The organism is Bacteroides sp., from assembly GCF_029057325.1.
In the GTDB taxonomy this organism is placed as follows: domain Bacteria; phylum Bacteroidota; class Bacteroidia; order Bacteroidales; family Bacteroidaceae; genus Bacteroides.
Genome location: NZ_JAICZW010000076.1, coordinates 1 through 13,703 on the forward strand (window position 1 = coordinate 1; position 13,703 = coordinate 13,703).

Below are 13,703 nucleotides of genomic sequence, written 5' to 3' on the forward strand. Positions count from 1 at the left end.
CCTTTAATGACTCTTACCTTGTGACCGACAGTAACGACTTCGCTGTCAAGGCTGACTGCATCCGGATTCAAGTCCATCACAAACTTAAAGTCCTCCATCTGTTTGTCGGGAACCACCAGCATGGCATGCGTGGCAAGGTCTTTCATATAGAAAAGAGGAACATGATAGACATTGGACAAGTCACAAGCTGTCTGTTTGGTAGAATGGACAAACACCAAATTACGGATAATCGGCACTTCGCTACGCTTACGACGATACTTCAACTGCGAAACGACGAAACGCGTAGGAAGATAGTAATCGAGTGCCAGCTGTTCTTTCGACTTAAGTCGGTCCAAAAATCTTCGGACTGTAAACTCTTGCTTGTCACGGGTACGGGCTGCAAACCAATACATCTGTTGTTCAGCCATTTAGAAAATTCATTTCGAAGGAAAAAGCTCAGTTTCGGGTGCGCTTCGCGGTTTGAACGAGACATTTTTCCCACTCAAACCGTGCCACACGCCAATACGAGGCTAACTATCTGTAAAAAAAACTATTACACAAGAAAAACGTTTAATAAACGTTCGTTTAATGAACGCAAAGATAAGGCTGTTTTTCCAATCCTCAAAATGTTTAATAAAAATTTTTTATAACACGTATTTGTTTGCTGTGTAAAGTATTGGTATATAAGAATATATGTATATTTCGTTTTTATTCAAATTTCATTCTATTTGACGTGTTTTTATGAACATGGGGGTTCGTAAATATTGACGTTTATTAAACGAACGTTTAATAAACGTTTCAAAATCCGGGCATATCATCCTATACTTCAACCCATTACACACCCATCAGAGCAACTTTTGAAGAGACTGCAAGCCTTGCAAAATCATCTGTGTCCATCCGTTCCATTCTCGTCACCCACATACCCTATAGACATACCCGCAAGATATTGATAATGTGTAACAGCAAAAACAAATATCGTGTCAGCAAAAAATTAATTCCTTGCCTGCACGATATTAATTTTCCTTTTTTCTATATATTTGCGCTGTTTTTTGCGGGCATAAACCTGTCAAAAGCAACTTAACTAACAATTAATCAATAATTTAAAACAGAAATCATGGCAATGCATACTTGGTTTGAATGTAAAATCCGTTATGAAAAAACAATGGAAAATGGAATGAACAAAAAAGTGACTGAACCTTATCTGGTAGATGCCCTCAGCTTTACAGAAGCGGAAGCACGCATCATCGAAGAAATGTCACCGTTCATTTCAGGAGAATTCACCGTATCAGATATCAGACGAGCCAATTACAGCGAATTGTTCTCCAGCGATGAGGAGGCTGCCGACCGTTGGTTTAAATGCAAACTGATATTCATCACACTGGATGAAAAGAGCGGTGCGGAGAAGAAGAGTTCTACTCAAGTGCTGGTACAGGCTGCCGACCTGCGCGACGCGGTGAAGAAACTGGACGAAGGCATGAAAGGTACAATGGCCGACTATCAAATAGCATCGGTAGCGGAAACGGCCCTTATGGACGTATATCCGTATAGCGCTGAGCCAGATGATAAACCAGAGGTATAACTCATGCCCTAAGCGATGATTGCAGAAAACTTAAAACAAGTATTGAACGAACTGCCTGAAAAGGTACGGTTGGTGGCTGTCTCCAAATTCCACCCAAATGAGGCGATAGAAGAGGCATACCGGGCAGGACAACGTGTGTTTGGAGAGAGCAAAGTGCAAGAGATGACCGCCAAATACGAAAGTCTCCCCAAAGACATCGAATGGCACTTCATCGGGCATCTGCAAACGAACAAAGTAAAATATATCGTACCCTACGTGGCGCTGATTCACGGGGTAGATTCTTACAAACTATTGGCAGAGGTTGACAAGCAGGCCGCTAAAGCGGGCAAAACCGTCAACTGCCTGCTGCAACTGCACATCGCACGCGAAGAGACCAAATTCGGGTTCAGTTTCGACGAATGCCGGGAAATGCTGGCATCAGGCGAATGGAAAGCGCTCGACAACATCCGAATCTGCGGACTGATGGGCATGGCTACAAATACAGAGAATGCCGAACAAATCAAAGCGGAATTTTGTTCTTTAAGTAGTTTCTTCCAAGAAGTGAAAAGCAACTGGTTTGCCGACTCCGAATCATTCAAAGAGCTTTCCATGGGAATGTCTCACGATTATCGGGAAGCCATTGCTGCCGGAAGCACGTTGATACGTGTAGGAAGCAAAATTTTTGGAGAGAGAATTTATTGATTACTAAAAAACTATTTATTATGGTAACATTAGAAACTACTTTCGCAGGATTGAAGCTTAGAAACCCCATCATCGTCAGCAGTTCCGGTCTGACAGACAGCGCAGACAAGAACCGAAAACTTTATGAAGCGGGGGCAGGAGCCATCGTCCTCAAATCTCTTTTTGAGGAACAAATCATGATGGAAGCCGACTGGATGGGAGATGCCAACATGTATCCCGAAGGCAGCGACTACCTCGTGGGGTATATCAGACAGCACAAGTTGGGCGAGTACTTGAACCTGATTAAGGAGAGCAAGAAGGTTTGCCACATTCCCATCATCGCCAGCATCAACTGTTATCAGGATGCCGATTGGGTGGAGTTTGCTTCCCAAATAGAAGAAGCCGGCGCTGATGCCTTGGAAATCAACATCCTCGCCCTCCAGACAGAAGTACAATATACCTACGGTGCTTTTGAGCAACGCCACATCGACATTTTAAGCCACATCAAGAAAACGGTGAAAATCCCCGTCATCATGAAGTTGGGCGACAACCTGACCAATCCGATAGCCTTGATTGAACAGCTTTATGCCAATGGCGCTGCTGCTGTAGTGATGTTCAACCGTTTCTACCAACCGGACATCAACATCGAGAAGATGACGCAAGTGGCCGGAAACGTATTCAGCAACGAAGCCGATTTGTCCAAAGCCCTGCGTTGGATTGGTATCGCCTCAGCAACGGTAAGCCATATAAGCTATGCGGCTTCAGGCGGAATCCATACTCCCGAAGGAGTTGTCAAGGCGATATTGGCAGGTGCTTCAGCGGTGGAGATATGTAGCGCAGTCTATCAGAAGTCAGCCTCCGTCATCGAAGCATACCTTCACTTCCTCCATTCATGGATGGACGGCAAAGGGATGGAAAGCATCAGCCAATTTAAGGGGAAACTGAACATAAAAGACGTAAAAGGCATCAATACCTTTGAACGCACCCAGTTTCTGAAATATTTCTCTTCGCACGAATAAAGGAATAAGGCTGACAGATATAGTCAGACGCATTGAATTGCGAAATATAAAAAAGAGTGAACTGCACTCAGGAAGTCGGGCATAGACTTTTCGGGGAGGGCAGTTCACTCTTATTCGTTTGTTTTTTCAGACTGATGCGGTTTTATATCTCTACCAGGTGGATATCCGGCAACGTTATGTCCACATTGCCGTCATTCCAACTCGTATGCTGATACATCATGATGTTCTGTATGTCCCGCAAGGTCATATCGCCTTCCAGATATACAAACTTCAAGGTGGCGGCACCATCTATAATCATAATCAGCTCTTTCACCTTGTCTCCTTTGCGGCTCATGTAGAATTCCGAACTTGAAACGTTTCCCTTCTGCTTCATCAAAAGCTCGTATTTGGACGACTGCACCAAAGAGCGGAGGTCTTTACGCATCTCTTTCTTCACGTTATTGTCCATGGTGGAGAGCACTTGCACGGAGTTCAGTTGTCCGGACACTTTTCCGATATACACATCCTTTGTAAACAGATTCGGATTCGTCTCTATCATCGCTTTGGAGATGTAAACAGACGATACACCTTTCATATCACCATACTTGTTGAACAAATTTTTCTGTGCCTGGCAAAGCAAAGGCAAGAGCAGCAGCATACCTGCCAAAATCATTTTGATTGTTTTCATATCACATTATTGTTGGATTTCCTTTTTTATTTCCTGATTCACTTTCGTGACATCCATTCGTGTCTCTTCTATCTGCTCAATTCCCTTGTTCAGATTCACGGATACCTCTATCAGCGTGGCCTGCAATGCCTTGTAGGCAGCCTCCGGATCGGAGAATGTGTCTTGGGGAGTAGAAGGACGCATCCCCTCTCCCATGTTCGTAATGCCATAGCCGATGCCTACAAGAATCAGGATAGTAGCGGCAATGCCCCCTATCCAGCGCCAATTGCGTTTGGCCTTGTTCCGGCGGAAGAAGCGTTGTTCCTCTTCAGCCTTTTCATCAATCATCCGCTTCAGTTTGTCTTCCAATCCGGCGGGAACATCCTCCATGGCTTCTTCCGGGAATAAGCCGAGAAAGAGTTTCCTTTCCTTCCGCAAGTGTTCGGGCAGCTCTTCAGTCTTGAAAGCTTCCTTCAACAGCTCTTCTTCCTGCTCGTTGGTATTCCCTTCATAAAATTCGGCGAGCATCCTTTCAATTTCCTTGACTTCCATAGTTACTCCATTTATTAAATTCCTCACGTATCTTTTTCCTTGCCCGCGACAACAAGACACGGACATTGGTCGCATTCAACCCGGTGAGCTGCTCTATCTCTTCGTACGAGCATCCTTTGACATCGCGCAGCGTCACTATTTTCTGCTGTTGCTGCGGCAATCCGGAAATGATGTGTCTCACCTGCCGCGCTTCGTCTCTCGCCTCCAAATCATCTGCTTGAGAAACATGCTGCACTTCGGTCAACTCCACACACTGCCTGTTCTGGACATATTTTCCGGAACGGAGCAAATCGAAGCACATATTCTTCACCAATGTGACGCTGAACGCTTCCGGATTACTGATGACAGCCAGCCCGTCCCTTTTCTCCCACAACTTCAGATAAGCTTCCTGCACTAGGTCTTCGGCATCGGCAGCATTCTCCAACAGCTTGTAGGCTATGCAGTACAGTTTACGATGATATGATAGAAACTCTTTTTTAAAACTCTCAGCGTCCATGTGCTCTAATCGATAGTAGATTTCCGTTTATACCCTACAGACGTAAGGAAAAAGAATTTTGTTACACGACAAAAAGAAAAAATCACTTTCGCTGCAAACCGGCAACGAAAGTGATTCCATATTTTAAGTGCCACAAACTTTTAGAACCAATAGATATAAGCCAACGTGCTCATGCTAATCACTATCCACAACAGCACACCCTGCACCAGCGGCTTGATGCCTACCGCCTTCAGCACATCGCGCGACAGGGAAGCTCCGATGAAGAAGAGCGTAATGGTCAGCGTCTTGCGTGCAAAGTCATTGATACCCGCACCAATCTGTACACCAATTTCCGTAGTGGCCAGCACATACGTATTGAAAATCATGGCCAACACAAAGAAGAAGATGAACCAGGGAATGCTGATTTTCTGTCCCTTGCTCTTGAAGATGAACGAGGTGACAAACGCCAAAGGAATAATCCACAACGCACGTGTCAGCTTGATGGTAGTGGCCACCTGCAGAGCTTCCTCCCCGTATGCGGCACCCGCACCTACCACCGAACTGGTGTCGTGAATGGCTATCGCCGCCCACGTACCGAAATCCTGCTGGCTCATATCCAAAGCATGGCCGATGGCGGGAAAAATGAACAGGGCAATGGCATTCAAGATGAATATGGTGCCCAATGCCACCGACATTTCGCTGTCCTTCGCCTTCAGTACCGGACCTACGGCAGCAATGGCACTACCCCCGCAGATGGCCGTACCCGAACTAATTAGATAAGAAGTGTCCCGATCCACCTTCAACATCTTACGCCCAATCAGCCAGCCGATGAGCATCGTGCCCACCACAGAAAGAATGGTGAACTCCATACCTTCCTTGCCGGAAGCCAAAGAAGCCTGCAAGTTCATCCCGAAACCCAAACCGACCACGGAATATTGCAACAAATACTTGGAAACCTTCTTATTGAACTTAGGATGCGCCTGTCCGCACAACAAAGCGAAAGCCAATCCCAAAAACAGCGCTACCGGAGGGGTGACCCAAGCGGAACATGCCTGCATACCGGGAACATAATCCAACAATAAGAAAACCGATAGAATCACAAGAAGGGCCACATAGATACTCTTCCGATTGTCTTGAAGAAAATTTAAAGCCATACGTTTTTATTATTAAAGTTTATCTTTTTCCGGGAGCAAAGGTAGGCTTCTTTTTGCAAACTGACCAATCGTTTCTGTTTATATGCTATAACATATAATTATAATGCATCGCAAACTGCATGAATACCTGTACCAGACCGCTCTCCTGCCCCTGCGGCTGTGCGAAACAAAATTCACGCGGCATGGGCATATCTTTGATTTCCACCACCCGCAACAGTCCGGCATAAAGCTCCCTACTGATAGAACGCACTGAAACAATTCCCAAACAATCGGTATGCTCCAAAAAGAGTTTGATGCTTTCCGTACTTCCCAGATACATCAGTACTTTCAAAGAGGATAACTTTATATTATGCTGCAACAGACTCCGCTCAAAAACATCCAACGTGCCGGAACCTCTTTCGCGAAGCACCAAAGGCAGCCCCGACAGCTCTTCAGAAGTAATCTCTTCGCCTACGGCCAGCTTGGAATTGGCACGAATCACCGCCACCAACTCGTCTTCAAGGAAAGTGGTATATTTCAGATTGGGCAGGCGAAACACACCTTCCACCAGCCCCAGGTCGATGCGATGTTCTTGCAACGCCGCTTCTATCTCACGCGAATTGCCATTCATCAACGACAAGCTGACTTTGGGGAACTTCCCTATGAAACCACCCAGCATGGCCGGAAGCACATATTGGGCGATAGTGGTACTGGCACCCAGCCTCAGTTCGCCGGTATATTCGTTGTGCAGCAAGTGCATCTCATACTCCAACTGCTTATACTCCTCCAATATCCGCTCACAATGTTCCAGCAACAGCTTCCCCGATTCGGTCAGGCTGATTCTGCTTCCCTGCCGGTCGAACAAACGGGTCCGGTAGGCCGCCTCCAGTTCCTGCACGTGCTTGGTAATGGCAGGTTGGCTGACAAACAATTCTTGCGAGGCTTTCGTGAAGCTCAAGTTCTTCGCTACAGCCTGAAACACTTTCAAACGGAAATCGCTCATAACGGCAACTTTTATATATGTAAGTTTCGCCTGTCTTTGATAGGCTGTCAGAATGCCTCATTCATGAAACAAATAAATAGAAAAGCCCTGCGCGCTTGTTTACTTGTTCACTGACAGTAAGTTCAAGAACTTGTGAAACTTGAGTTATATTACAATTCTTCAGGCTGGACGCCCAGCACGTGCGACAAAGAGTAGAGCACCGAATCGCAGACACAAGGAACAGGCGTTTGCGGAGCAGCCATCATGAAATAGAGGGCCTGACAGTCGGCTTCCCCTTTCTCCTCCTTTTTGTCGAAGAACTTCCGCAGCTCCTCTTCCACCCTATCGGCATACAGGCGATGGAAAGGCACCAATGCCAACCGCTTCACGTCAGCCGAATCCAAAGCAAGATTCATCAAATCGAGGAACAAATCAGCAGAAGTAACCATACCGGCAGTATTGACACACGAAAACACGAGTTCACCCAACGACGTGCGGCATGCCATACCGTCCAACTCCTTCAGATTGGCAGGACAGCAATGGGGCAATACAGGCATCTCACCATCATGCACCAGCAGCACTTGTATCTCGTTGTCACCTTCACGCAATCCGGCATCAAGAGCCAGACAGGTGAACCAAGCAGACAAATCCATGTCAGGCAATTCACGCCCCAACCGTTCTGCCAAAAAGGATTTTATATTTGAGACCGTCTCGTCAAGGAACGAAACATCCACCAATATCACATTTGCTGAAAACTTTATATTCTTCTCCATGCTATACCGTCATAAATTACAGGGGTCAAAGATAGCGAATATAATTTATCTTATAATCGCAATCAGGCTGATAAGTTTATTCATCACCACGGCTTTTTTATTTACGGTAGTTAAAGCCGAACATTTTTCACGCAAAACACCCAATGGGACATATCTACTCCCCGATAATGCTTGACGATGGTATCTATCAGGTCCATCCCGTTGCGAAGCGCCACATTTCGGGAAGCGATATTCGTATCTCTAATAATGGAATACAGCGCATGGAAGTGCAGCGTGTGAAAGCCATATTCACGACAAGCCGTCGCGGCTTCCGTGGCATATCCTTTGTGCCAATACTTATGAGCCAGCAAGTAACCTATTTCAGGAACTTGCGCCCCTTTGTATTCCTGCATGGTAATGCCGCATTGCCCTATCATTTCCCCCGTATCTTTAAGGAACATGCCCCACAAGCCGAATCCATGCTCCCTATATCGCAAAAGTTGCTTCTGCATCCAGGCAAGAGTCTCTGCCTCATCGAAAGCCCCATTATAAGCATACATCACCTTTTCATCTTGCAGCATCGAAGCCAAAGCCCCCATGTCCGCAAGAGTCATTTCACGTAATTGCAACCTGTCGGTTTCTAAGATTGGATGTGTCATAAAATGATTTGTTTATACCATTGCTTACATTTGTAAGCACCTGGCAATCTGTTACTCATAGGTTTTATTGTCATTTTTTAATATTATAAAATACATTCTCTCAGTTGGTACCCACGCATTGAACCTTTTTCTATGATAAAACTAAGGATTTCTATGACTTTTAGTTTCAATCTAAAGTCTCTTTTGATGTTATCCTTGTTTTCAAAAATGAATTTTCTCATGAACCGTTCAATATAAAACAATGTATTGGATTCCAAATCATCTAAGACTAACGCATTATTTTTCGATACTATTGCGTAAAGCCATTCAATTCCTTCCTTTTTAAAATTGCTGCCAATTGTACATAGAACCCTTGACACGGAATACAATACGGCAGGGATATGACTAAGCTCCTTTGATGTCATAGAATAAAATTCAATATTAGCTATTGTTAAACTATGCCATGACTTGATTCCTTCTTGCCACCAGCGCCATGCTAACAGATAACTTATTATGACATCATTCAGATGGTATCCTCTTGGATTTAAGCACAAATCTTTGATAAAGGGATACATTTTCCTCCAAATATACCAAAATTGCTCATCCCTATACATAGTATCTTCTGCACTAACCATTTCATCAATAAACAACGTAGTTTCTTCTGTTGCTATCAGAAATTTTAAAATTGGGTCTATATTCCACAATAAGATACTCTTCGTTGACAATTGCCTTCCCCTCTGCATCATAATCGCAAACACAAGCCTCCCAAGTGGTTTGCAACAATTCCGAAACGGTTAATGTAGGTTCAGAATCATCGTCATCATCACTACAACTTGTCAGAAATGCCATACTCAGCAGCAATGCCATGTACCAAAATTTGAATTGATAGTTCATACTTTCATCCTTTTTTAGTTTGAATTTAATACTATACTCTCTATAATTAAGATTTTGCACAAAGCTACAGGTATATCATGAAACAACTCTCAACCTATGTTGAGAATCGCAAGAGACAAGACCACTGCCTAATATTGGAATCCCTCTTTCTTAATCCCCACTCTTGAGGTAATTAGCTATCTAAAACAGCGCTTTTAATTTGTTATATATTCGTTTATCGTTCGTTAGACAATTGTTTACTATACGTTAGACAGCCGTTGTCGTTTCGTTAGACAGCTGTCTAACGAATTAAACTCGCCGTTCCGACGGATATTCCCGTACAATCGGGCAAATAAAAATCCAGGTTGATGCTTTAATGTCACTGATTTACCGCTTGCCATTCTTCGCTATGCAGAATGACAATGCCGTCAGTCACCTTATATTCATGCCATTAGGGGTTGAAAGTGATTTCCTTGCGGATGCGGCTCAGATGTGTCGGCGTAATTTGCAGGTAGGAAGCAAGCTCCTTCAAAGGTACTTGCTGCAAGATTTCAGGACAGGTGGCAAGCAGTTCCAGATAACGGTCTTTGGGCGATTTGCGATATAAATCCAGAAAGCGGTCGTAAGTCTGCCTGAAAAGAGCTTCTGCCGTTTGCGCATATATTGCTGGATTTTCTTGAAGCAGATAGCTGACTATACGGCTGTCGCAGACAAATACATCGGCGTTCGTGACAGCGACAATATCCGTCCGTACAGGATTGTTTGAAACCAAATTCAGATAATCGCCTACGGGAGTGCCACCAAACACCAATCCTGTCACCCGTTCATTCCCTTCAGAATCGATGACGGAATATTTGAATATGCCAGTTTGGATAAAGCCAAACAGACTTTTCGATTCGCCAGTCCGGCAAAAACATTCACCTTTCTTATAATGACGCAATGTCCCATGCCCAGCACAGAGGTTGCGCCAGAAATCAACATCAACATTCGTTAGGTATGTATTGAAACTATCCATCCGTACTACTATATAAATCGTAATTGCCCACAAATATAGGACAAAACAGGGAATCCCCATTCGATGAATGATTTTTTGTTCAGAACTTACAAATGACATTTTGACATCTATACTACAAATCATCCGGTCATTTTGTCTGATTTACTTCATTGGCAAATCTTTTGCGCCTCCTCAAGTGTTATTGAAACAGGTAAAAAGAAAATAAGAAAGGAGAACAGAATATGAATTTCAACAATTTCACTATCAAAGCACAAGAAGCGGTGCAGGAGGCCGTGAACCGGGTACAAAGCCGGGGACAGCAGGCCATCGAACCCGTACACTTGCTGCAAAGCGTGATGAAGGTGGGCGAAAACGTCACCAACTTCATCTTCCAGAAACTGGCGATGAACGGGCAGCAGATAGCGCTCGTACTGGATAAACAGATTGACTCGCTTCCGAAAGTATCGGGCGGAGAGGTCTATCTCAGCCGCGAGAGCAACGAAGTGTTGCAGAAAGCCACGCAATACTCCAAGGAAATGGGCGACGAATTCGTCTCCATCGAACCGATATTGCTGGCACTGCTCAACGTAAAGAGCACCGCCTCCAGTATCCTGAAAGATGCCGGAATGACGGACAAGGAGCTGCGTAGTGCCATCACCGAGCTGCGCAAAGGCGAGAAAGTGACCTCACAATCGAGCGAAGACACCTATCAGTCGCTGGAGAAGTATGCCATCAACCTGAACGAAGCAGCCCGAAGCGGCAAACTGGACCCGGTCATCGGCCGTGACGAGGAAATCCGCCGCGTATTGCAAATCCTGAGCCGACGTACCAAGAACAACCCCATCCTGATAGGCGAGCCGGGTACGGGTAAGACCGCCATCGTGGAAGGACTGGCACACCGCATCCTGCGCGGTGACGTGCCCGAGAACCTGAAGAACAAGCAGGTCTATTCCCTGGATATGGGAGCGCTAGTGGCCGGAGCCAAGTACAAAGGCGAGTTTGAAGAGCGTCTGAAAGCCGTCATCAACGAGGTGAAGAAGTCCGAAGGCGACATCATCCTCTTCATCGACGAAATCCACACACTGGTAGGTGCCGGCAAGGGCGAAGGCGCCATGGATGCCGCCAACATCCTGAAGCCTGCCTTGGCACGCGGCGAACTGCGGAGCATCGGTGCCACCACCCTCGACGAGTACCAGAAGTATTTCGAGAAGGACAAGGCGCTGGAACGCCGTTTCCAGATTGTCATGGTGAACGAACCCGATACGCTGAGCACCATCTCCATCCTGCGAGGACTGAAGGAGCGGTACGAGAACCATCACCACGTCCGCATCAAGGACGATGCCATCATCGCCGCCGTGGAACTGAGCAACCGATACATCACCGACCGCTTCCTGCCCGACAAGGCCATTGACCTGATGGACGAGGCCGCCGCCAAGCTGCGCATGGAAGTGGACTCTGTGCCGGAGGAACTGGACGAAATATCCCGTAAAATCAAGCAGTTGGAGATTGAACGAGAAGCCATCAAGCGCGAAAACGACCAGCCCAAACTGGAACTGATTGGCAAAGAACTGGCAGAGTTGAAAGAGCAGGAAAGCTCCTACAAGGCAAAATGGCAGAGCGAAAAGACCCTGGTCAATAAAATCCAGCAGAACAAAATAGACATCGAGAACCTGAAGTTCGAAGCCGACAAAGCAGAGCGCGAAGGTGATTACGGCAAGGTGGCCGAAATACGCTATGGCAAGCTACAGGCCCTGAACAAGGAAATCGAAGAGACCCAGCAGAAACTGCACGAGATGCAGGGCGACAAGGCAATGATTAAGGAGGAAGTGGATGCCGAAGACATTGCCGACGTAGTATCGCGCTGGACCGGCATCCCGGTAAGCAAGATGCTGCAAAGCGAAAAGGAGAAACTGCTGCACCTGGAAGACGAACTGCACCGCCGTGTCATCGGGCAGGACGAAGCCATCGAGGCGGTCAGCGATGCCGTGCGCCGCAGCCGTGCCGGACTGCAAGACCCGAAACGCCCCATCGGCTCGTTCCTCTTTTTAGGGACTACCGGTGTAGGTAAAACAGAGTTGGCCAAGGCATTGGCAGAGTTCCTCTTCGACGACGAGACGATGATGACCCGTATCGACATGAGCGAGTATCAGGAGAAGCACAGCGTCTCCCGTCTGGTCGGAGCGCCTCCGGGATACGTGGGTTATGACGAAGGTGGCCAGCTGACGGAAGCCGTCCGCCGCAAGCCCTACTCCGTGGTGCTGTTTGATGAAATCGAGAAAGCACATCCCGATGTCTTCAACATCTTGCTGCAAGTGCTCGATGACGGACGTCTGACGGACAACAAGGGCCGTACGGTCAACTTCAAGAACACCCTCATCATCATGACCTCCAACATGGGAAGCGGCTACATCCAAAGCCAGATGGAGAAGTTGAACAGTTCCAACAAGGAGGAGATTGTAGAGGAAACCAAACGGGAAGTGATGAACATGCTGAAGAAGACCATCCGTCCGGAGTTCCTGAACCGCATTGACGAGACCATCATGTTCCTGCCGCTGACGGAGAAGGAAATCAAACAGATTGTGACCCTGCAAATCCAAAGCGTGCAGAAGATGCTGTCCGGCAACGGCGTGGAGCTGGCCTTGACCGATGCCGCCACCGACTTCCTCTCCACCGCCGGATATGACCCCGAATTCGGTGCCCGTCCGGTGAAGCGTGCCATCCAGCACTATCTGCTGAACGACCTGTCCAAGAAGTTGTTGGCGCAAGCGGTGGACCGTAGCCGCCCGATAACGGTGGATGTCAATGCGACTAATGACGGATTGCTATTCAGAAACTAAACCAGACTTTCCATCATAAAAAACAGCTTTGAAACCAATGTGTCTCAAAGCTGTTTTTCTATCTGTTCCCGGCACGCCCGGATTCGTCTTCCTTTTATTCAGCGCTTTCTTCTTCCACCGCTTGTTTCTCTTCAAAGTCGGTCAAACCGTTCTTCACAAGCAGGTTATACCAAGAAATCAGTTTCTTTATATCCGAAACATGAACACGGTCGCGATCGAAAGTAGGCAACACTTCCGCCAGATAACCACGCAAATCATCAGCAGATGCCTTCTTCAAATCCATCTCTACCGCTGCACCGTTCTCCTTATTCTTCATGGACAGAAACACTTCTCTCAAAGGAACGTCATCCGTATCTGTGTACATGGCGATATCGCCCAAAGAAATGATCTTCTCATTGCCGTATGCAGGGAAACGTTTCTTATCGACAAGCGACTCCACAATCAACATATTCTTTCCCTGAGAAACAAGTTTATACAATCCCGGTTTACCGGAAATAGACAAAATAGTCTTCAACATAGTATATTCAGTTTTGAAATTAATGGTTATTTTTCCTAGGGGCAAAGATAATGCAAGCAACAGAGAA

Annotated in this window: 15 protein-coding genes and 1 pseudogene; 4 read left to right on the forward strand and 12 right to left on the reverse strand. The window is 46.3% G+C overall.

The features are described 5' to 3' along the window. Window positions 1-407, reverse strand: a 407-nt coding sequence (locus K2G43_RS04485) for a UpxY family transcription antiterminator (protein ID WP_300153170.1), incomplete at its 3' end; no start/stop codon positions are given. Between the two features lie 686 nt (window positions 408-1,093). Here K2G43_RS04485 and K2G43_RS04490 point away from each other — a divergent pair. The 3 genes from K2G43_RS04490 to K2G43_RS04500 are packed head-to-tail and all read left to right on the forward strand — an operon-like array spanning window position 1,094 to window position 3,237. Continuing rightward, window positions 1,094-1,558 (forward strand): DUF4494 domain-containing protein, encoded by a 465-nt coding sequence (locus tag K2G43_RS04490; protein WP_300153172.1) that lies wholly within the window; start codon window positions 1,094-1,096, stop codon window positions 1,556-1,558. A 15-nt stretch (window positions 1,559-1,573) separates the two neighbouring features. After that, window positions 1,574-2,239: a YggS family pyridoxal phosphate-dependent enzyme gene (locus K2G43_RS04495; RefSeq protein WP_297643997.1), complete on the forward strand. Its 666-nt coding sequence runs from the start codon at window positions 1,574-1,576 to the stop codon at window positions 2,237-2,239. Between the two features lie 20 nt (window positions 2,240-2,259). Then, the gene (locus tag K2G43_RS04500) at window positions 2,260-3,237 is read left to right on the forward strand and encodes a dihydroorotate dehydrogenase-like protein (protein WP_297643998.1); all 978 of its coding nucleotides are present in this window, start codon (window positions 2,260-2,262) and stop codon (window positions 3,235-3,237) included. Window positions 3,238-3,430: 193 nt separating this feature from the next. Here K2G43_RS04500 and K2G43_RS04505 read toward each other — a convergent pair. From K2G43_RS04505 to K2G43_RS04550, 10 genes and pseudogenes are all read right to left on the reverse strand, one after another. After that, window positions 3,431-3,904: pseudogene (locus K2G43_RS04505) on the reverse strand (DUF4252 domain-containing protein); the annotation flags it as partial. 6 nt (window positions 3,905-3,910) lie between these two features. Next, on the reverse strand, window positions 3,911-4,435 hold the full coding sequence (locus K2G43_RS04510) for a hypothetical protein (RefSeq protein ID WP_297643999.1): 525 nt from the start codon (window positions 4,433-4,435) through the stop codon (window positions 3,911-3,913). Continuing rightward, window positions 4,416-4,931 carry an RNA polymerase sigma factor gene (locus K2G43_RS04515; RefSeq protein ID WP_297644000.1) on the reverse strand — a complete coding sequence of 172 codons (516 nt, stop codon included), beginning with the start codon at window positions 4,929-4,931 and terminating at the stop codon, window positions 4,416-4,418. The genes K2G43_RS04510 and K2G43_RS04515 overlap by 20 nt, the downstream gene beginning before the upstream one ends. A gap of 140 nt (window positions 4,932-5,071) precedes the next feature. Continuing rightward, on the reverse strand, window positions 5,072-6,064 hold the full coding sequence (locus K2G43_RS04520) for a putative sulfate exporter family transporter (RefSeq protein ID WP_297644001.1): 993 nt from the start codon (window positions 6,062-6,064) through the stop codon (window positions 5,072-5,074). Between the two features lie 85 nt (window positions 6,065-6,149). Then, entirely contained in the window at window positions 6,150-7,046 is an 897-nt protein-coding gene (locus tag K2G43_RS04525; RefSeq protein ID WP_300153175.1) for a LysR substrate-binding domain-containing protein, read from the reverse strand. A 149-nt stretch (window positions 7,047-7,195) separates the two neighbouring features. Further along, window positions 7,196-7,798, reverse strand: a complete 603-nt coding sequence (locus tag K2G43_RS04530; protein WP_300153177.1) for a DUF6621 family protein — start codon at window positions 7,796-7,798, stop codon at window positions 7,196-7,198. A 110-nt stretch (window positions 7,799-7,908) separates the two neighbouring features. Beyond that, window positions 7,909-8,436, reverse strand: a complete 528-nt coding sequence (locus K2G43_RS04535) for a GNAT family N-acetyltransferase (protein WP_300153179.1) — start codon at window positions 8,434-8,436, stop codon at window positions 7,909-7,911. An 83-nt stretch (window positions 8,437-8,519) separates the two neighbouring features. Continuing rightward, window positions 8,520-9,065, reverse strand: coding sequence for a hypothetical protein (locus K2G43_RS04540; protein ID WP_300153180.1), 546 nt, complete (start codon window positions 9,063-9,065; stop codon window positions 8,520-8,522). Further along, entirely contained in the window at window positions 9,055-9,309 is a 255-nt protein-coding gene (locus tag K2G43_RS04545) for a hypothetical protein (protein ID WP_300153182.1), read from the reverse strand. Before K2G43_RS04545 ends, K2G43_RS04540 begins: the two co-directional genes overlap by 11 nt. Window positions 9,310-9,739: 430 nt before the next feature. Next, complete coding sequence (locus K2G43_RS04550) at window positions 9,740-10,303, reverse strand: Crp/Fnr family transcriptional regulator (RefSeq protein ID WP_297645212.1); 564 nt, start codon at window positions 10,301-10,303, stop codon at window positions 9,740-9,742. A gap of 221 nt (window positions 10,304-10,524) precedes the next feature. Here K2G43_RS04550 and clpB point away from each other — a divergent pair, with 221 nt between their 5' ends. Further along, window positions 10,525-13,119, forward strand: coding sequence for an ATP-dependent chaperone ClpB (clpB, locus tag K2G43_RS04555; RefSeq protein WP_297645215.1), 2,595 nt, complete (start codon window positions 10,525-10,527; stop codon window positions 13,117-13,119). A 94-nt stretch (window positions 13,120-13,213) separates the two neighbouring features. On the opposite strand, the gene K2G43_RS04560 is transcribed toward clpB, so the two are convergent. Beyond that, complete coding sequence (locus K2G43_RS04560; RefSeq protein ID WP_297645217.1) at window positions 13,214-13,636, reverse strand: DUF5606 domain-containing protein; 423 nt, start codon at window positions 13,634-13,636, stop codon at window positions 13,214-13,216. Between the last annotated feature and the right edge of the window lie 67 nt (window positions 13,637-13,703).